At 41.0% G+C, this 20,312-nt stretch carries 15 protein-coding genes and 1 other RNA gene; 15 read left to right on the top strand and 1 reads right to left on the bottom strand.

Annotated features, from left to right (window positions below; all coding sequences use genetic code 11):
- The first annotated feature begins 68 nt into the window (after positions 1-68).
- Complete coding sequence (gene psbP / locus V7K42_RS23735) at positions 69-614, top strand: photosystem II reaction center PsbP (RefSeq protein ID WP_334919729.1); 546 nt, start codon at positions 69-71, stop codon at positions 612-614.
- A gap of 109 nt (positions 615-723) precedes the next feature.
- Positions 724-1,332, top strand: coding sequence for a Maf family protein (locus V7K42_RS23730; protein WP_334919728.1), 609 nt, complete (start codon positions 724-726; stop codon positions 1,330-1,332).
- A gap of 14 nt (positions 1,333-1,346) precedes the next feature.
- Here the strand turns inward: V7K42_RS23730 and V7K42_RS23725 are convergent, their stop codons facing one another.
- A complete protein-coding gene (locus tag V7K42_RS23725; RefSeq protein ID WP_334919727.1) occupies positions 1,347-1,574 on the bottom strand; it encodes a hypothetical protein in 228 nt (75 codons plus the stop codon).
- A gap of 201 nt (positions 1,575-1,775) precedes the next feature.
- Here V7K42_RS23725 and V7K42_RS23720 point away from each other — a divergent pair, with 201 nt between their 5' ends.
- From V7K42_RS23720 to V7K42_RS23660, 13 genes are all read left to right on the top strand, one after another.
- Positions 1,776-2,513 (top strand): phycocyanobilin:ferredoxin oxidoreductase, encoded by a 738-nt coding sequence (locus tag V7K42_RS23720; protein WP_334919726.1) that lies wholly within the window; start codon positions 1,776-1,778, stop codon positions 2,511-2,513.
- Positions 2,514-3,517: 1,004 nt separating this feature from the next.
- Complete coding sequence (locus tag V7K42_RS23715) at positions 3,518-4,942, top strand: HlyD family efflux transporter periplasmic adaptor subunit (RefSeq protein WP_334919725.1); 1,425 nt, start codon at positions 3,518-3,520, stop codon at positions 4,940-4,942.
- A gap of 229 nt (positions 4,943-5,171) precedes the next feature.
- Positions 5,172-6,326, top strand: coding sequence for an ABC transporter permease DevC (gene devC / locus V7K42_RS23710; protein WP_334919724.1), 1,155 nt, complete (start codon positions 5,172-5,174; stop codon positions 6,324-6,326).
- 126 nt (positions 6,327-6,452) lie between these two features.
- Positions 6,453-7,163: a DevA family ABC transporter ATP-binding protein gene (locus V7K42_RS23705; RefSeq protein ID WP_334919723.1), complete on the top strand. Its 711-nt coding sequence runs from the start codon at positions 6,453-6,455 to the stop codon at positions 7,161-7,163.
- Between the two features lie 315 nt (positions 7,164-7,478).
- Positions 7,479-8,003: a pentapeptide repeat-containing protein gene (locus V7K42_RS23700; protein ID WP_334919722.1), complete on the top strand. Its 525-nt coding sequence runs from the start codon at positions 7,479-7,481 to the stop codon at positions 8,001-8,003.
- On the top strand, positions 8,000-9,169 hold the full coding sequence (locus V7K42_RS23695) for a 5-(carboxyamino)imidazole ribonucleotide synthase (RefSeq protein ID WP_334919743.1): 1,170 nt from the start codon (positions 8,000-8,002) through the stop codon (positions 9,167-9,169). The genes V7K42_RS23700 and V7K42_RS23695 overlap by 4 nt, the downstream gene beginning before the upstream one ends.
- A 57-nt stretch (positions 9,170-9,226) precedes the next feature.
- A non-coding RNA gene (ssrS, locus tag V7K42_RS23690) (6S RNA) lies at positions 9,227-9,410 on the top strand.
- A gap of 145 nt (positions 9,411-9,555) precedes the next feature.
- Positions 9,556-14,964: a trifunctional serine/threonine-protein kinase/ATP-binding protein/sensor histidine kinase gene (locus tag V7K42_RS23685; protein ID WP_334919721.1), complete on the top strand. Its 5,409-nt coding sequence runs from the start codon at positions 9,556-9,558 to the stop codon at positions 14,962-14,964.
- 166 nt (positions 14,965-15,130) lie between these two features.
- Positions 15,131-16,396, top strand: a complete 1,266-nt coding sequence (locus tag V7K42_RS23680; protein ID WP_334919720.1) for a M16 family metallopeptidase — start codon at positions 15,131-15,133, stop codon at positions 16,394-16,396.
- A gap of 66 nt (positions 16,397-16,462) precedes the next feature.
- Entirely contained in the window at positions 16,463-17,734 is a 1,272-nt protein-coding gene (locus V7K42_RS23675) for a M16 family metallopeptidase (protein WP_334919742.1), read from the top strand.
- Between the two features lie 100 nt (positions 17,735-17,834).
- Positions 17,835-18,851 (top strand): peptidoglycan-binding domain-containing protein, encoded by a 1,017-nt coding sequence (locus V7K42_RS23670; protein ID WP_334919719.1) that lies wholly within the window; start codon positions 17,835-17,837, stop codon positions 18,849-18,851.
- A 434-nt stretch (positions 18,852-19,285) separates the two neighbouring features.
- Complete coding sequence (locus V7K42_RS23665) at positions 19,286-19,408, top strand: hypothetical protein (protein WP_334919718.1); 123 nt, start codon at positions 19,286-19,288, stop codon at positions 19,406-19,408.
- 29 nt (positions 19,409-19,437) lie between these two features.
- Positions 19,438-19,791 carry a phage holin family protein gene (locus tag V7K42_RS23660; RefSeq protein WP_094329939.1) on the top strand — a complete coding sequence of 118 codons (354 nt, stop codon included), beginning with the start codon at positions 19,438-19,440 and terminating at the stop codon, positions 19,789-19,791.
- Positions 19,792-20,312: the final 521 nt, after the last annotated feature.

The following is a 20,312-nucleotide window of genomic DNA, read 5'->3' as shown; positions in this document are numbered from 1 at the left end:
GGTGGGAGAATAATAACGACAAACTATCCAAGCCTGGTGTTGTCTCCAGCCCAAAGGAATCTGTATAAATGTGGAAACGAATTGTATTAATTTTGCTATTGGTATTGAGTTTTAGCCTAAGTAATTCTGATGTAGCGGCTGCGGCTGGACTCAAAACCTTTATAGACTCTAATGATGGCTATCAGTTTTTATATCCTAACGGTTGGCTGCAAGTTAAAGTTGCTAACGGCCCTGATGTGGTTTTCCACGATTTGATTGAGGTGTCTGAAAATGTTTCTGTTGTGATTAGCCCAGTTCCAGAAGGCAAAACTTTGTCAGAATTGGGAACGCCAACAGAAGTAGGATATAAGTTAGGAAAAGCTGCTCTTGCGCCTCCCGATTCTGGTCGTTCGGCTGAATTAGTTAATGCCGCACAGCGAGAAGTAGACGGTAAAACATATTACCTTTTAGAGTATGAGGTTAAACTTCCCAATAAACAGGAACGGCACAACATCGCCAGCGTCGCTGTAAGCCGTGGTAAAGTTTTTACCCTCAACGCCTCAATTCCTGAAAAACGTTGGCCAAGAGTTAAAGGAATGATTGATGAGGTTGTAAATTCTTTTTCTGTTTATTAATTGGGAATTGGAAATGGGGGATGAGGGGACAAGGTGAATAACTAATGCCAATGCCCCATACCCAATGCCCCATGCCCAATACCCAATTAACAAGTTTTTTATAAATCTTATGAAAATTCCACCTTTTGTACTTGCTTCAGCTTCGCCAGCCCGTCGCCGCTTGCTGCAAACTGTTGGTATTGAACCGATAGTTCAAGCTAGTGACTTTGATGAGTCGCAAATCCAATTAAGTGAACCAGCAGAATTGGTCAAAACCCTTGCCCAATATAAGGCGGAAACTGTAGCCCCACAGTTTGAATCGGCTTTGATTATGGGTTGTGATTCAGTTTTGTTTATGAATGGTGAAATTTACGGTAAACCAGCAGACATTGCTGAAGCGATCGCTCGTTGGCAGATAATGCAAGGTAACTTTGGCGATTTGTACACAGGTCACATATTAATTGACACAAACCAAAACCGCACAATAGTCAAGTCTCAAGTTACAAGAGTTTATTTTGCTCAAATGAGCGATCGCGCAATTCTTGCTTATGTTGCCACTGGTGAACCCTTAAAGTGTGCTGGAGCCTTTGCAATTGAAGGTTTTGGTAGTTTCTTTGTCGAAAAAATTGAAGGCTGTCACACCAATGTAATCGGACTCAGTTTACCCCTGTTGCGGCAGATGCTCGCAGAACTGGGATACGATGCCACAGATTTTTGGCAATCGTCTTCTGTCGAATGACAAATTACCAATGACTAATAACTAAATTGCCTGATATTAAGTATTGCCTCTCCATGATCTGGAATCCAGGCTAGCCATTCATCATCTGAAACCGGACACAATAAAAGTGCTTCGTCAAAACTAAAGGGGTTGGGAAGTAACAAAAGTTTCACCCAAATAGAAGCCCTTAACTGCTGAAAACCTTCCAGATTCTGCCTTCTTGGTTGCACAGCAAAATCTGGTCTCCGAGAATCTAGTTTCATAGCTTTCTATTAGCCTCCAGAAATGGGCTAATTTAAAATTATTTCTGTAATCTAGACTACAAAATAAATAATCTTTGTGAAAAGCATCTGTCGTATAACTTTACGTTGGCTGGGTGCAAGTGTTTGCTTATATTGCAGACTACAACAGGTGTGGCACGACAGGTTGTAGACTGGGCATTAGATCGCATTCCCAACTAGCTTATGTCATTTACTTCTATGCCCTCGCTGCGTGAGCAACAACATCCCCTAATTCGTCAGCTAGCTGATTGTATTGAGGCAGCTTGGCATCAGCACCTGGATTTATCGCCCTACCATTTGCCTGATGAGTTGGGGTATGTAGAAGGTAGACTTGAAGGTGAAAAACTGACGATTGAGAATCGCTGCTATCAAACGCCCCAGTTTCGGAAAATGCACTTAGAACTGGCGAAAATCGGAAATATGCTGGATATTTTGCACTGCGTCATGTTTCCCCGTCCAGAATACAACCTACCGATGTTTGGTTGCGATTTAGTTGGGGGTAGAGGTCAAATTAGTGCAGCGATCGCAGACCTTTCTCCTATCCAAGCAGAGCGCACCTTACCAGAATCTTATACTACAGCACTGACACAGCTAAAAGTGCTTAACTTTTCCCAACCCCGTGAATTACCAGAATGGGGAAATATTTTTTCAGATTTTTGCATCTTTGTGCGCCCCAGTTCCCCAGAAGAAGAAGCAATGTTTCTATCGCGGGTGCGAGACTTTTTAGACATTCATTGTACCCAAGCGATCGCTTCACATCCTGTTTCAGTTGAACAAGTTACACAAAATCTCGCCGGACAACACAACTACTGTACCAAACAGCAGCAAAACGATAAAACCCGTCGCGTACTAGAAAAAGCCTTTGGGCCAGCTTGGGCAGAAAATTATATGACCACAGTTTTATTCGATCTCCCAACTTAATCATCTTCCCATCTCACCTATCTGTAGGTTCTGTTACGTTTTCGCATAACAGATAAATGTAGAATTCATTCAACGAGAGTTTAATGGAGTCCCAAAATAGCAACAGGGAAAATAGTCAGGTCTTTGAAGCAAATATCACAAAATGGTTTGTTGTCTTGGTAGGTGCAAGCAACTAGCTCTGCTAATTCATTGACCAGAAAGTTAAGGAAACTCTGATGTTAGGAATGCTCAAGTTGACAGATATTTTTTAGTTAGTTAATCGTTGATTGACTTAAGAAAGACTAACTTTTGTAGCAAGATTGTATCCAAAAAAGGCAACAGTCTATTTTTGATGTTTCTTTTCAATTTTGTGACTAACTGTAGTCGTAGTGAATGTAGCAGTACAGTACCGCATCATACCAATTTGGAATTTTGTGTAGAAATGTGATATGTACCGTCTCTACATCTAGATTCATCCTGCTTGTGAATTCTGCTAATTCCCATTGCACTCATGTCTCAATAATACTCAGAGTTATTGAATAGCCAGCTACTATAGCGCTTCTTGGTTTCAATACATACCTAACCCTCCAGCCCTTTCCCTGCTAGCGTTGGGGAGTAAGCCTCAAAGCCTCTCTCCTAAAAGCAGCTGCGGTGTACACACAAGTCGGATTTCCCCCCCTTAATCCCCCCGTTTATTGGGGGAAACACAAAATCTAATTCCCTCCCCAATATATCGGCGAGGGTTAGGGTGGGGTAAAACCTTGGTTAGTCAGCAGCTATTTTCAGACTTGTGTGTACACCGTAGGCTAAAAGCAGAGAGGTCAGTGTGTTGCATACAAAAGAAGACATCGCTATAGAAAACACCATTTTGTAAAGCCATAGTGTTGAGCGTTCCATTAGGCAATGGATTTTAAGCCATACCCAGCTTTAAACCACTGTTGTTTGTCCTAAAGCAGCTGGCTGTTGATTAAAAACCCTTTTATTTTACTTCCATCAGCACAATTCAGGTAAACGGGCAACATACTATGTCAAGGGTGACTGAAAAGCCAAAGCCAACTGAGCAGGCACTTAATCAAGAACAACCTAAGATTTGGTGGGGTATCGCTGTAGCTGTGCCAGTAGTAATCGCGGCTGGGATACTAGGTACAGCGAAAATTGAGCAGCTGAAAAAACTCTCTACACCCGCACCCGTAATGCCATCTACCAATAGCATTAGTGCTGTAGGGCGTTTGGAACCGCGAGGCGAAGTTGTTAAATTATCCGCCCCATCATCGGGATTAGCGCCATCATCACGAATTCAGCAACTTCTGGTGAGAGAGGGTGAACAGGTAAAGCAAGGCCAAATTGTAGCAATTTTGGATAACCGCGATACCCAAATAGCCGGACTAGAAGAGGCGAAAGCCAAAGTACAAGAATCCCGTGCGAATTTAGCGCAAGTTAGGGCCGGATCTCCAAGAGATATTCAAGCTCAAAGAGCAGTTGTTGCTCGCTTACAAGCGCAGTTTATTGGCGAAAGGGATGGTCAACAAGCAACGATCGCGCGGATTGCAGCCCAGTTAAGTGGAGATAAACTCGTTCAACAAGCAACAGTAAATCGCCTAGAAGCTGAACTGAGTGGGCAAAGAGAAACTCTGAGAGCAACGCTTACACGGATTAAAGCCCAACAGCGCAATGCCCAAGTTGATGCTGGGCGCTATGATTTTTTATACAAAGAAGGTGCGATTTCTCAGCAAGAGCGGGATAGTAGACGTTTGAATGCAGTAACTGCTAATCAGCAGGTGGCTGAAAGCCAAGCTACCCTCAAGCAGACATTAGCAACTGTACGACAGCAACTTGCTGAGGCTAGAGCTAACCAAATACAAAATTTAGCAACTTTGCAACAGCAGCTAATCGAAGCCAAAGTTAACCGTGACAAGACTTTAGCAACTTTGCAAAGACAAATCGATGAAGAAAAGGCCAAACTGAGCAGGATAATGGATGTGAGTCCTACCGATGTGCAAGTAGCGCAAGCTCAAGTTAGTAATGCGATCGCAAATGTCAGAAAAGCCGAAGCAGAACTAAGGTTAAGTTACGTTCAAGCACCAATCGCTGGAGAAATTTTAAAGGTTTACACCAAGTCAGGCGAAGCCATAGGTGCAAATGGCATTGCTGAAATTGGACAAACCAGCCAAATGTATGTGATTGCTGAAGTCCCTGAAGACAGCATTGGTAAAGTGCGTATTGGTCAAAACGCCACTATCAGTAGCGATAATGGAGCATTTAGCGGCGAATTAAAGGGAACTGTCACTGAAATTGGCAGAAAAATTGGTAAAAAAGACGTGCTGAATACAGATCCAGCAGCAGATGTTGATGCCAGAGTTGTAGAAGTGAAAATTGCTCTGCCTTCAGAAGATAGCCAGAAAGTTTCTGGTTTAACTTACGCTAAAGTTGTTGTCGAAATTAATAACTAATCAAGTTAGAGGTGAACAGTATTACCAATTTGTGATTTGATATTTTGGATTGGTAATCTTCTTCATTAGGCTGTTTTATCCATTTTAAAAACTTTATAAATAATCTCTGATAAATTACAGCAGATTGTAATTAACTGAGGTACATAACTTAGACGGCAAAGCCAGACATAAATAATTTTTAATTCTGACATTCTCTTGTAACTGCTAACTGTGCTGGGATGCATATAAAATGAATCAAAAAATACCTCTGTCGTGGCTACAACTAACAAGAGAAAAAACTCGCCTAGCTGTAGCTTTGGCAGGAATTGCCTTTGCTGATATCTTGATGTTTATGCAACTCGGCTTCCGAGATGCTTTGTATTATAGTAACGTTCGATTTCATAACAGCTTGCAGGGCGATATTGTTTTAATTAACAGTCAGTCTAGTGCTGTTCTGGCAATGAGGAGCTTTTCTCAAAGACGGTTATATAAAGCTTTAGATTTACCCGCAGTCCAATCAGTACATCCTATATATTTGGACTTTACAATCTGGAAGAATCCTATAACAGGTCGTCCTCGTAGTATCCTGATATTTGGAATGAACCCAGAAACTAATATAGTTAACTTACCTGGCGTTCAGGAAAATTTAGATAAACTTAAACTGCCTGATGTAGTTCTATTTGACCGTTCTTCTAGGGTAGAATATGGGCCCATTGCTGCTAATTATGACCAAGGAAAGACCGTAACAGCAGAAGTACGAAGGCGGCAAATTAAAGTAGGGGGACTATTTACATTAGGTGCATCATTCGGCGCAGATGGAAATTTAATTACAAGTGATGTTAACTTTCTGCGAATATTCAGTAATCGTCAACCAGGATTAATTGATATTGGGCTAATTAGATTAAAGCCAGGAGCAGATGCTGAAGTTGTTACCCAAGAATTACGAAAGTATTTACCTAAAGAGGTAAATGTTTTAACCAAGCAAGAATTTATTGATTTTGAGAGAAATTATTGGGCAAATAGTACAGCTATTGGCTTTATTTTTACATTAGGGACTGTTATGGGTTTCATTGTAGGAACTGTGATTGTTTATCAAATTCTTTATACAGAAGTTGCAGATCACTTAGCCGAGTACGCTACTCTCAAGGCAATAGGTTATACACAAAATTATTTGTTAATGGTTATTCTTCAAGAGGCTTTACTGTTAGCAGTATTAGGCTATTTCCCTGGAATTGTTTTTTCATTATTTATGTATAGCAGTGCCAGAGATGCAACGCTCTTACCAGTTTTCATGAGTTTTGATCGTGCCGTAATGGTATTGATTTTGACTATGCTAATGTGTATTATTTCCGGCGCGATCGCAGTCCGCAAATTACGTTCCGCGGATCCAGCAGATATCTTTTAATTAATTCAATCTTAATTAAGGCTTGTTATTAATAAACAAAGCTTATGATTGATGGTTAATAAAACCTAATTTCTCATTCAACTTCCAGTTACATTTTGGAAATCCTAACTTATAACTCACAAAAATATGATAGAAAAAGAACCTGTAATTGCCATTAAAAATCTCAATCATTACTATGGCAAAGGCGCACTGAAAAAACAGATATTATTTGACATCAATCTAGAAATTTATTCAGGTGAGATTGTAATTATGACCGGGCCATCAGGTTCAGGGAAAACCACATTACTGAGCTTAATTGGTGGTTTGCGGTCTGTACAAGAGGGAAGTTTGAAATTTTTAGGTGAAGAACTCGTTGGTGTCAGTCAAAACAAACTGGTACAAATGCGACGCAACATTGGTTATATTTTCCAAGCTCACAATTTGCTAGGGTTCTTGACTGCAAAGCAAAATGTGCAGATGGCGGTAGAGTTGAATGATAATATTTCTCAAACAGAAGCAGTGGCTAAATCAAAAGCTATGCTGGGGTCAGTTGGTCTAGAAGAACGAGTTGATTACTATCCAGACAATCTTTCTGGTGGACAAAAACAAAGAATTGCGATCGCACGCGCCTTAGTCAATCGTCCCCCTTTAGTACTGGCAGACGAACCAACAGCAGCATTAGACAAACAATCAGGACGCGATGTTGTCGAAATAATGCAAAGTCTAGCCAAAAATCAGGGAACCACTATCTTATTAGTGACACACGACAACCGCATTTTAGACATAGCCGATCGCATCGTAGAAATGGAAGATGGTCTTTTAACTCGTAATTCTTCAAATACAATAATTCAGTCATAACTCCCCAATCAGAAATTTAAACTCATCACTAGCTCTTTCAAGCTGGACAACAATTCCTCTTTTCTCTGTGTTGCGCCAGGTGCTACAACGGGGAAACCCCCCCAACGCACTGGCTTCTCTGCGCCTCTGTGGTTCAATAAAATACTTTTAAACAGCAGAGGCAAAAGAGACGCAGAGATTTTAAGAGTCGCATCTGTCGTTTTTGCGTTACAAAATATTAAGCAAGGGAAATACACATCCCTCAAATCCAGTAGCAAGGCTGCGAGTCTCAATTAGAATCAGTCAGCCCTGCTAATATTCAAATACAGTAATTAAATGCAGCAATTAAACACCAAATTGACTCTCAGCATATTTTGGCGGCAATGCTTGGCGTTCCTACTAGGAATTATTATATGGTGCGTGGCTAATCCTGCACTGGCAGTAAGCTGGACTCATCCACTGTCATTTAGTAATGCAGAGTTGTCAAGACGTGATTTTTCTGGTGACAGTTTGCAAGCTGCGGAGTTTTCTAACGCCAATATGGAACTAGCTAACTTTTCAAACGCTGATTTGCGGGGAGCAGTCATGAGTGCTTCGGTGATGACAAAAGCAAATCTCCACGGAGCGGATTTAACTAATGCAATGGTCGATCAGGTAAACTTGACTAAGGCCGATTTGAGCGATGCAGTTTTCAAAGAAGCTCTTTTGCTCCGTGCCATCTTTAATGATGTGAATATAGACGGTGCAGATTTTACAGATGCAATTTTGGATAGAGCGCAAATCAAAGAACTGTGCCAGAAAGCCAGTGGTGTGAATTCCAAAACAGGCGTGCAAACTCGTGATTCTTTAGGATGTCAATGAAACGTGTTGGTGTAATTGGTGGCGGACAACTTGCCTGGATGATGGCGGATGCAGCACAGAAACTAGGAGTAGAATTAGTAGTACAAACTCCAAGCGTTCACGATCCGGCCGTGTCTATCGCTCAGGAAACTGTTTTTGCACCAGTTGATGATGCAAGTGCTACGGAAACATTAGCTCAAAAATGCAATGTCATCACCTTTGAAAATGAATTTGTGAACCTGCAAGCTTTATCTCTTTTATCAAAGAAAGGTGTTTGTTTCCGCCCCAAATTAGAAGCTTTAGCTCCTCTTTTAGATAAGTATCATCAACGCTGCTATTTACGAGATTTGGGATTACCAGTTCCTCAATTTTTCGCCCTTGACGAGGTAGAAAATCTCCAATCAAAAATAGAATATCTAGGTTTTCCCGTAGTTCTCAAAGCCCGCCGCCACGGTTATGACGGTCAGGGTACTTTCATAATTAAAGATTTTGCTACTTTAGAGCAAAAGCTAAGTTATGAAACTACAACAAAACCTTTAAATAAATCACTTTTTTTGTTAGAAGAATTTGTCCCTTTTGAAAGAGAACTAGCAATAATTGCAGCTCGTTCTGTGGACGGAGAAATTGTCACTTATCCAGTGGTAGAAACGCAACAAGAACAACAAGTGTGTCGGCGAGTGATTGCGCCAGCCGAAATTACACCCAACCAAGTAGCAGAAATCGAAGCGATCGCACATACTCTGTTAAATAGCCTAGAAGTGGTGGGAATTTTTGGAATTGAGCTATTTCTCAAGGCTGATGGCAAAGTGTTGGTAAATGAAATTGCACCACGTACCCACAATTCTGGGCATTTTTCTATTGATGCTTGCGAAACTTCCCAGTTTGAGCAACACCTCCGAGCCGTTTGTGGTTTACCTTTAGGAAATCCAGATTTACAGTGTACTGGTGCTGTAATGGTTAACCTACTGGGGTATGAAAATTCTCACAGCGACTACCAAAGCCAGCGTCAACAAATAGCAGAAATCCCCCAAGCGCACGTTCATTGGTACGGGAAGACAGAATCGCGTCCTGGGCGAAAGTTAGGACATGTCACTGTTTTGCTAGATGCTCAGAATCAAGAATCGGCAAGTGCATACGCCAACGATATCGCCCACACCATAGAATCTATCTGGTATCCAGGTAAATAGATCGGAAAGTTTTGATGTTGAACACACAACATCTTTTTGAAAAGCTATAATGAGTGAGTTGCACTACGACGTTGGTGACTGCCATCAAGTTTTTTGATCTATGCCTTTAATGACAAGGGAGTCAACTGTTTTCGTGGCAGTATACCGGGCATGTACCCGGAAACTTTAAACGAGGAATTTAGGTTCCCACCTGGATAAACCCAGGTCATAAACTTAGGTAAAACGGCGTCGCGGTGAACTTAAAATTATTAGCTCCCAAAGTCAGTTAGAATTTGGGAGCTTTAATTATTTCAATTTTGTTTGTCATTTCAAAATGAGTGAACTGACGGTAAATATTACCATATTTTTGGGAAACCTAGATATTAAGGTCTCAAGAATTAAGCCCTATGGTCAGTATTTACGGATATCATGTTAGCAAAGAACTCTACAATGGTTCTCGAACCTTAGTTTATCGCGCTAATCGAGAAACTGACCAAAAATCTGTGGTGATTAAGCTGATGAAAACTGCTTATCCCAGTTTCAGTGAATTGATCCAGTTTCGCAACCAGTTCACCATCGCCAAAAATTTGAATCTACCTGGAATCATCCAAACCTACAGCCTAGAACCTTATCAGAATGGCTATGCGTTAGTGATGGAAGACTTTGGGGGAATTTCTCTCAAAGATTATTTAACCTCTGACCAGACGCGATATATTGCATCTCTACAAGAGTTTTTACTTTTAGCGATCGCACTGTGCAATACATTAGATATTCTAATTCGTCATCGGGTCATTCACAAAGATATTAAACCCGCCAATATTTTAATTAATCCCCAAACGAAAGAAGTTAAGTTAATAGATTTTAGTATTGCATCTCTGTTGCCACGAGAAACTCAAATTTTGATGAGTCCTAACGTGTTAGAAGGAACTCTTGGCTATTTATCTCCAGAGCAAACTGGACGAATGAATCGGGGGATTGATTACCGCACTGATTTTTATTCTCTAGGTGTAACTTTTTACGAGTTATTAACAGGGCAATTACCATTTAAATCACACGATCCGATGGAATTGGTACATTGTCATATTGCCAAACTTCCGCTTTTAGTACATGAGATTAATCCGCAAATTGCGCCTGTACTCTCATCCATTGTGAATAAACTGATGGCGAAAAATGCTGAAGACCGCTATCAGAGTGCATTTGGGTTGCAATATGATTTAGAAAATTGTTTGGCTCAACTCAAAGAAACAGGCAAAATTGTAAGTTTCCCAATTGCTCAACGGGATGTGTGCGATCGCTTTATTATCCCAGAAAAACTCTATGGTCGTGACCATGAAGTTGAAACTCTGCTCAAAGCCTTTGACCGCGTTACCAACAATCAGAAGGAACTAATGTTAGTGGCTGGTTTTTCTGGTGTTGGTAAAACTGCTTTGGTCAACGAGGTTCATAAACCCATTGTCCGGCAGAGAGGTTACTTTATCAAAGGCAAATTTGACCAATTTAATCGTAATATTCCTTTCTCCGCTTTTGTACAGGCATTTCGAGACTTAATGGGACAATTACTGAGTGAAAGTGATGTCCAATTGTCAACTTGGAAAAATAAAATTTTACAAATGCTGGGGGATCAGGGGCAAGTCATTCTTGAGGTAATTCCCGAACTAGAACAAATTATTGGTCAACAACCACCTGCAACAGAAGTTTCACCAAGTGCAGCCCAAAATCGCTTTAATTTACTCTTCCAAAAGTTCATTCAGGTATTCACTACAAAAGAACATCCATTAGTAATTTTTCTCGATGATTTACAGTGGGCTGATTCTGCATCACTCAAATTGCTCCAGTTGTTGATGAGTGAATCAGGAAGTGGCTCTTTACTTTTAATTGGGGCTTATCGAAACAATGAAGTATCTACCACGCATCAGTTGATGTTGACTTTAGCGGAGATTCGCAAAGCCAATGCCACAATTAACAACATTACTTTAGCTCCGTTAAGTAAAGCTAGTTTAAATCAATTTGTAGTTGATACCTTGAGTTGTTCAGATAAAACTGCCCAACCTCTAACGGAACTCGTCTATCAAAAAACTCAAGGAAATCCATTTTTTGCAACCCACTTTCTCAAAATATTATATGAAGATGGACTAATTACTTTTAATTCCGATCGAGGGTACTGGCAATGTGATATTGTTGCTGTCAAAGCACTTGCCCTTACCGATGATGTTGTAGAATTATTAGCGTTACAATTGCAAAAGTTGCCAGCAGCAACGCAAGATGTATTGAAATTAGCTGCATGTATTGGCAACCAGTTTGATTTGCGAACCTTAGCAATTGTTTCTGAACAATCGGAAACCGAAACGGCAGCATCTTTATGGAAAGCTTTACAAGAAGGGTTAGTTTTACCTACTACTGAAGTTTATAAATTCTTTCAATATAATGGGCATGATTCTGACTTAAATCCGTTAAATTGCAATGTCCAAGTTCCCATCTATAAATTTTTGCATGACCGAGTGCAACAAGCGGCTTACTCTCTGATTCCAGGTGAGCATAAACAATTTACCCATCTTAAAATTGGTCAATTACTCTTGCAAAATACCTCTGATTCACAGCAAGAGGAGCGAATTTTTGAGATTGTCAGTCAATTGAATCGAGGAATATTACTAATTACCCAACCGACTGAACGTCAACAATTAGCTCAATTAAATCTGAATGCTGGTAGAAAAGCGAAAGAAGCTACTGCTTATGTTGCAGCAATTCATTACTTCTATTCGGGAATGCAGCTGTTGACAATTAATAGTTGGGAAATCGCTTACGAATTGACTCGAAGTTTATACGAAGAAGCTGCCGAAGCTGCTTTTCTCAATAACGAGTTTGACCAGATGGAATCTCTCATCCAGGTTGTAATCCAAGAAACAACCACTTTCCTGGATAGAGTGAAAGTTTATGAAGTTAAACTTCAAGCTTATCAGGTTCAGGGTCAACCATTGCGAGCGATCGCAATTGGGCGTGAACTTCTCGCTCAACTTGGGGTGACATTACCTGAATCAGTAACACCTCCAGACATTCAGCAATCTGTAGTTAACACGCTCTCCACCTTGGCTGGCAGAAGTATTGAGGGCTTAATTGATTTGCCATTGATGAAAGATCCCAAAGCTTTGGTTGCTTTACGGATTATGGCTAGCATCGCTCCCGCCATCCATCAGGCTGCGCCTTATCTGTTCCCAATTATTGCCTGTGAAGAGGTGAATTTATCTCTTAAATACGGCAATGCACCACTTTCTGCACCAGGGTATGCAGATTTTGGAATTGTACTTAATATTTGTAATCAACTGGAGTCAGGCTACGAATTTGGCAAGTTAGCTTTAATGCTTGTGGATAGATTTCAAGCAAAATCTGTTCAAAGCATGACTATATTTAAGGTTGCTGCATTGAATCAATCTAATAAACAACATATTTGTGCCTCAATTAGTTTATTACAGGAATCTCATAATATTGGATTAGAAACAGGCGACTTTTTTCATGTGCTTGCATCCATGATTTTCAAGTTATTCTATGTATATTTAAGTGGCACAGAAGTTTTAGAAGTCTTGCTAGCAAATATTAAAGCCTACGAGTCTAATTTTGCTAAAAATCAGCGTTTATTAAACTGGTCTAGTATAGTCTGTCAAAGCATTAAAAATCTAACCGAATATAGCGATAATCCAGAATGCCTAATTGGTGAAAATTGTCAAGAAGAACAACTTTTATCCGCGCTCATCAAAGAAAACGACGAATTAACACTCCACATATTTTTCTTGAGTAAGTTAACACTCAGTTATCTGTTTGAGAATTTTCCGGCGGCAGTTGAAAATGCAAATCAGGGAGAGCAATATCTCAATGGTGGCGCAGGAATGATATCTGTCCCTATTTTCTACTACTACGATTCTTTGTCTCGGCTTGCTGTCTATTCAACGGCTGAACCGTCTCAACAGGAGCAATTACTTTTGAAGGTTAGCGAAAATCAAGAAAAATTGCAGTTTCGAGCTAAATTCGCACCGATGAATTTCCAGCACAAATTTGATTTGGTGGAAGCAGAACGGCATCGGGTTTTGGGCGAAAAAATAGCAGCAATAGAATTGTACGATCGCGCCATTTCTTTAGCGAAAGAAAATAAATACATCCAAGAAGAAGCCTCGAGCAATGAGCTAGCTGCCAAGTTTTACCTAGACTGGGGCAAAGAAAAAATCGCCCAAGTTTATATGCAAGAAGCTTATTACTGCTATGCTCGTTGGGGTGCAAAAGCCAAAACTGAGGATTTAGAAAAACGCTATCCCCAACTCTTGGCTCCCATCTTACAAGGGCAGCATCATCGCTTGCAACTGAATTCAACCGTCGAAGCATCATCATTTCCGCATCAAACCATCCACACGAACCTTTCTAGCAGCAGTATCTCTGAAGCCCTCGATTTTGCCACTATTTTTAAAGCCTCACAAGTTCTCTCCAGTGAAATTGAATTAGAGCAATTGCTCACTACCCTTTTGCAAGTGGTGATGGAAAATGCTGGGGCACAAAAAGCTGCTTTACTTGTACTTCAAGAGGGCGACTTAGTGGTTGAAGCTATAGCCAGCATCAACGAAGGAGTCACTCTGGTATCTATACCATTGTCAACCAGCGAGGGCATTCCCATTACACTGGTAAACTATGTCAAACGCAGCTTAAAAACTGTTGTGCTACATGATGCAACAGCACAAACAGATTTTATCGGCGACTCATATTTTATGCAGCAACAACCTAAGAGTGTGTTGTGTACGCCGATGTTAAATCAGGGTAAACTCATCGGGCTGCTATATCTAGAAAATCCGTTGACAATTGGGGTATTTACGAGCGATCGCATTGAAGTTATCCAACTGCTATGCACCCAAGCCACGATCTCTCTAGAAAATGCCCGTCTTTATCAAGAATCTCAAAATTATGCCCATCAACTAGAGCGATCGCTACAAGAACTCAAGCAAGCCCAATTACAAAGGGTGCAAAGTGAAAAAATGGCAACCTTGGGCAATTTGGTTGCTGGAGTAGCACATGAAATTAATAATCCTATTGGATTTTTACAAGGCAGCCTCAACAATGCCAAAGAATATACTCAAGACTTACTCGCTCATATCCAATTGCTTAAACAACATTATCCCACTCCAGCGATCGCAGTCATTGAGCATGGCGAAAAAATTGACCTAGAATTCTTGATTGAAGACTTTCCAAAATTAGTGAGTTCGATGAAGGTGGCTTCAGAACGAATTGAAGACATTAGTACCAGTCTTCGTACCTTCTCCAGAGCCGATACAGCCGAAAAAGTTGCTTGTAATCTCCATGAAGGGATTGAAAGTACCCTGTTGATTTTGAAGTATCGCCTCAAAGCTAACGAAAAACGTCCAGCAATTGAAGTCATCACCGAATATGGAAAATTACCACTAGTTAAGTGCTTTTTAGGACAATTAAATCAAGTATTTATGAATATCCTTGCTAATGCAATTGATGTTTTAGATACATCCAGTGAGGGGCTTTCTTTTGCTCAAGTGCAAGCCAATCATCATCAAATATTGATTCATACCGAAGTATCCAGCGACCAAAATATGGTGGTAATTCGTATCAAAGATAACGGTCAGGGGATGCCAGAGGAGATTAGAGCCAGGATCTTTGACCACCTGTTTACAACTAAAGAAGTTGGGAAAGGAACGGGATTAGGATTAGCGATCGCTCGTCAAATTGTCGAAGAAACCCATTATGGGCACTTGAGTTGCAATTCTGTGCTTGGCGAAGGAACAGAATTTGTCATTGAGATTCCAGTATTTTAACTAATTTGTGATTTTCCTCTTAACGCATAATGCGTCTAATTTTTCGGTAGTGCAGAGAACAGCGATCGCATAATTATTCAAATCTGTATAATTTGATTCTAAATTAGGTATCGTTCAGAGTTAAGATGACACAATTGCGTCAAATTGTGGTTAAAACTACAAAAAATTGTTAAAACAACTAACTAATACCGTATTTCCAGCCTCGGTCTTCCGACTAGAGAGTGGTTTAACTTTTATTCATCAAGAAATTCCCACGACTCCCGTTGTTGTGGCGGATGTTTGGGTGCGTGCTGGAGCCAGCCTAGAGCCAAAACCGTGGTTTGGCATGGCGCACTTTTTAGAACACATGATTTTTAAAGGTACGGCGACGCTACCGCCTGGAATGTTCGATTCCAAAGTTGAAAACCGGGGTGGCGTAAGTAATGCGGCGACAAGCTATGATTATGCTCATTATTCACTCACTACAGCTGCCCCTTATTTAAAAGATACTCTACCCTACTTGGGAGAACTCCTACTCAATGCGGCAATTCCAGAAGATGAATTTAGCCGCGAACGGGATGTGGTGCTAGAGGAAATTCGCTCTTGTCAGGACGATTCCGACTGGATAGGATTCCAAACTCTGATTCAAAGCATTTATCCAAATCACCCTTACGGACGTTCGGTGCTGGGTACTGAGCAAGAACTGATGCAACAGTCACCAGAAGCAATGCGCTGTTTTCACCATGCCCACTATCAGCCGGAAAACATGACAGTGGTAATTGCTGGGGGTATAGCGCAGCAACCAGCTTGGGAAATGGTAAATCATTCATTTGCTGATTTTGCCGATCGCTCCAATTGTCCGCAGTTTGAGAAAGTGCCAAAGCCAGTCATAACAGGAATTCACCGTCAAGAATTATGTTTACCACGCATAGAGCAAGCGCGATTGTTGATGGCGTGGCTGGTACCTGGAGTAGAAGATATCCGTACTAGCTATGGTTTAGATTTTTTGTCAGTGTTATTGGCAGAAGGGCGGACTTCGCGTTTAGTGCGTGATTTACGAGAAGATTTGCAATTGGTACAAGGAATTTACAGTAGTTTTTCTCTCCAAAGAGAATCAAGTTTATTTACAATTACTGCCTGGTTAGAACCAGAAAATCTGGAGGAAGTTGAATCCTTGATTTGCGCTCATTTAGATGATTTGCAAACTAAAGGAATTAGCGAACAAGAAATTGCCCGTGCCCGTAGACTGCTGTGTAACGAGTATGCATTTTCTATCGAAACACCAAATCAGCTTACAGGGCTTTATGGCTATTACAATACCATCGCCCAAGCTGAATTAGCTGTGACATATCCCCAGCAGATTCAGTCTTTCGATGCCCAAGAACTGCAAAAATTAGCTAAACAGTATCTCTCACCACAAAATTATGCGGTTACTGTCTTAAAACCCTGTTAGTTATTGGGCATGGGGCATTAGTTTTTGACAAAGGACAAAGGACAAATGACAAATGACAAAGAACAAATGACAACCTTGCTGCAAAAATCGCCTATCCATCGCACCGGATTGAATAATGGGATTGTCGTGCTGGCATCAGAAAATCCGGCTGCGGACATTATTGCAGCGCGAATCTTTGTACGGGCTGGTAGTTGTAACGAAAACCGCGAACAAGCAGGGTTAGCACATTTGCTATCAGCAGTGATGACAAAGGGATGCGATGGACTTTCTAGTTTGGAAATTGCTGAAAAAGTCGAGTCTGTAGGGGCAAGTTTAAGTGCGGATGCTGGCACTGATTATTTTTTGCTGTCTTTCAAGACGGTAACATCCGATTTTGAGGAAATTTTAGCATTGGCAGGGCGGATTTTGCGATCGCCTACTTTTCCTGAAACTCAAGTGGAACTAGAACGGCGGTTAGCACTCCAAGATATTCGTTCCCAAAAAGAGCAACCGTTCAATGTTGCTTTTGAGCAAATGCGGCAGGTAATGTACCAAAATCACCCATATTCCATGTCAGTGCTGGGAGATGAAAGCACCATGAGCCGCTTGACTCGTGCCGATTTAGTGGAGTATCACCAAACTTATTTCCGTCCAGATAATGTAGTAATTAGTATTGCTGGTAGAATCACACCCACGGATGCAGTCACGTTGGTAGAAGAAGTTTTTGCTGATTGGCAAGCGCCAGCCCAAGCACTGCCAATACTAAATTTACCTGAAATTAGGGTGGAACCGCAGGTAAGAATTAAGCCAGTACAGACACAACAATCAATCGTGATGCTCGGTTATTTGGGAACATCGGTGAGTTCTGTTGACTACGCCCCACTGAAATTGCTGTGTACCTACTTGGGAAATGGGCTTTCTAGTCGCTTGTTTGTCGAATTACGGGAAAAGCGCGGTTTAGCTTACGAAGTATCTGCCTTTTATTCAACAAGGCTATTTCCAGCTTCATTTGTAGTATACATGGGTACAGCACCAGAAAATACCAGCATCGCCCTAGAGGGACTGCATACAGAAGTAGATTTATTGTCTACCGCCGAAGTATCTGAAAGCGCCCTCCAAGCTGCTAAAAATAAAATTCTGGGGCACTACGCCTTGGGTAAACAAACGAATGGGCAAATTGCTCAGATATACGGCTGGTATGAAATTTTGGGCTTAGGAATTGATTTTGACACTAAGTTTCAAGAATTGATCGCGGCGGTGAGTGCCAAAGATGCGATCGCTGTTGCTCAGAAATATTTAAAAGAGCCTTACCTATCTTTAGTTGGTCAAGAAGAAGCAATTAATCGAGCGATCGCATAGTCTTGCTTGCAATTGATTATGTGCGATCGTAAATAGAGCAGCTGTTTTTTAGACCAAGCGGCTGTACCATTAGCATGAGAATATTCTGGGAGTAAATTCCATGCAAAGCAGCCTGACAGCAAGTATTTTGAGTTACTTAAAATTACTAGATCCAACTGTAAATCGCTGTAAAGTGGAAAAACGGCAAAAGGGTTGGTGCCCAAATAGGTCTAAATCTTTATCAGCCATTGGAATACTCTTGTACTCTGCTACGCCTCTGCTTATTGCCTCAACATCTGTAGTATCAATAGCAGCACCACAAAAAACTGCCCAAGTAAATCCTGGAGATAGCATCAACCGCCCTAACCTCAAAGTTGGTAGCCAAGGCGAACGCGTATCTGAACTTCAGGCAGCTCTAAAACTTTTGGGTTTTTATTCTGGTGCAGTAGATGGTATATATAGTCAAAATACAGCTAGTGCTGTTTCCCGGTTTAAACAAGCAGCTGGCTTAAACCCAGATGGCGTTGTTGATGCCAGCACTTGGCAAAGACTTTTCCCTAATCAACCAGTAGCAGCATCAACTGTTCCTTCATCCCAGCCAAGATTTAACTCAGCTACGAATTTTCCTGTTCCAACCCAAGCTAGCAACCTCACCAACGTTGCAAATCCCAGCCCCAACCCCCCCAGACAAGCCGTAACACAAGTTGCGACTCGCCCTGAGCCAAAACCTACTAGTCCAAAGAAAGCTGCAACACAAGCTGCAACACAAGTTGCAAGCAACCCTGAGCCAAGACCTGCTACCCCAAGAAAAACTACAACTTCAAGCACACAGAAAAAACCGAATCGCACTACATCAACTACTCAAAGTCAGTCAAACACATCAAATACAACTACTAAGCGAACCCCTGGTATTCAATACACCTCCGAGGGAATGCCAATTTTGCGTATAGGATTACGTGGTTCTGAAGTTGTGAAGTTGCAACAACAACTGAAAAAGCTTGGTTTTTTGAAAGGCGATGCCGATGGAGACTTTGGCGAGACAACCGAGACAGCTGTGAAAGCTGCACAAAAGCGCTATGGTTTAGAAGCTGACGGTGTAGTTGGTGGCTCTACCTGGGAGGTTCTTTTGCGGCGTTAGTATCGCCAGCGTCTTCTTTGCCTGTAACCAAAGACGCGAGCAAGATGCTCTGAAGTTTTAATAACTTATTTTTTGCAAATCCCAAAGGTATAGAGGTTTTTCAACTTTGAGGAACTTCTATAGGGGTTTTGCGCTTTAGGAATTTAATCCGGTACATCCTGCAATACGATAAAGATACACCTGACTTTTCACGGTATCTGGAAAACCTTTCTCTAAATCTCTCTTCTAAGAGGAGAGACTTTAAATTTTCCCCCTTCCCGACAAGGGCAGGAGATTAGGGGATTAGGTTTTTTGTAGGTTTATTGTATAGCACAAGCCTTGGTGGTTAGGACATCAACAGATGATGAAACTTCGACCCAAAAAGACTTTTCACCCAGTCCCTTGCTATAAATGATGTGAAAAGTCAGAAAGATAGACCGATTAAAAGTATCTCTATGCCAAGACAGAAAAATTACATTGCTTTTGGACTAACAAAAGATGATGGGAACTTTTGGAGTCAAGCACAAGAACACCTGATCGTGTTACAGATCGCAACTGTCAACAGTGAAATTAATTAAACTTACTGCTAATTCCTCTAAAAAAACTTATGCAACACTTTTTATTAACTTGGCTCGGTACTGCGGTAGCGTTATTTCTGACTGCTAATATTGTTCCGGGATTCTTTATCAAGAATTTTGTGGTTGCCTTAGTCGCTACCCTTGTTATTGGTCTGGTTAATGCATTTATTAGACCAATTTTGCAGATTTTAACTTTTCCGATTACCTTGCTCACCTTCGGTTTATTTACATTGGTAATCAACGCTTTAACCCTTTGGTTGGCAAGTGCTTTAACTCCTGGTTATGGTTTTGAGATTCAGGGCTTTTTACCTGCTTTGTTAGGTTCAATTGTGCTAGCTGTTGTTTCTAGCATAATTAACTATTTATTGAGAGTTGTTGACTAAGTAGGTCGGCGTAATTAAAGCTAACTGGCGAACGCGAACAGGGTCTCTGACAGAGGGCTGTTACATAGTCGGGGCATCGACTATTAAGTTAGGTGATATTAGACAGTCCGAGACTGCAATTGCTGTTTGAGCTTAGAATCCCCCGTTTTCTAAACGGGGGAGAATGTCAAGCGAGTCCCGTTAGAAAATTTAAAAAGCTGCCAAAATGGCAACCAGACTCTGATTAACCAAGTTAAATTGAATGAAGATAAACGACTTCAAGGTTTTTTTTTATTAGGGTCTACCACGCAAGTAAATTCCTTTGAACTAATACTATAGCAAGGGACTGAGGACTGGGTGAAAAGTCTTTTTGTGTCTAAGTTTCATCATCTGTTGATGTCCTAACCACCAAGGCTGTTGCTATAACTAAGTGATTTACAAAAAACCTATCTCTACTAATTATTTGGAGAAGATTTTTCTCAGCAGATAAATATTAATAATCAGGTTTGGCATTTGCTGCAACAGGAATATAAAATGCGTAT

The organism is Nostoc sp. (assembly GCF_036917455.1).
GTDB lineage: Bacteria > Cyanobacteriota > Cyanobacteriia > Cyanobacteriales > Nostocaceae > Nostoc.
The sequence above is the reverse complement of the archived record's forward strand: the minus strand, read 5'-3'. Positions and strand labels throughout refer to the sequence as shown.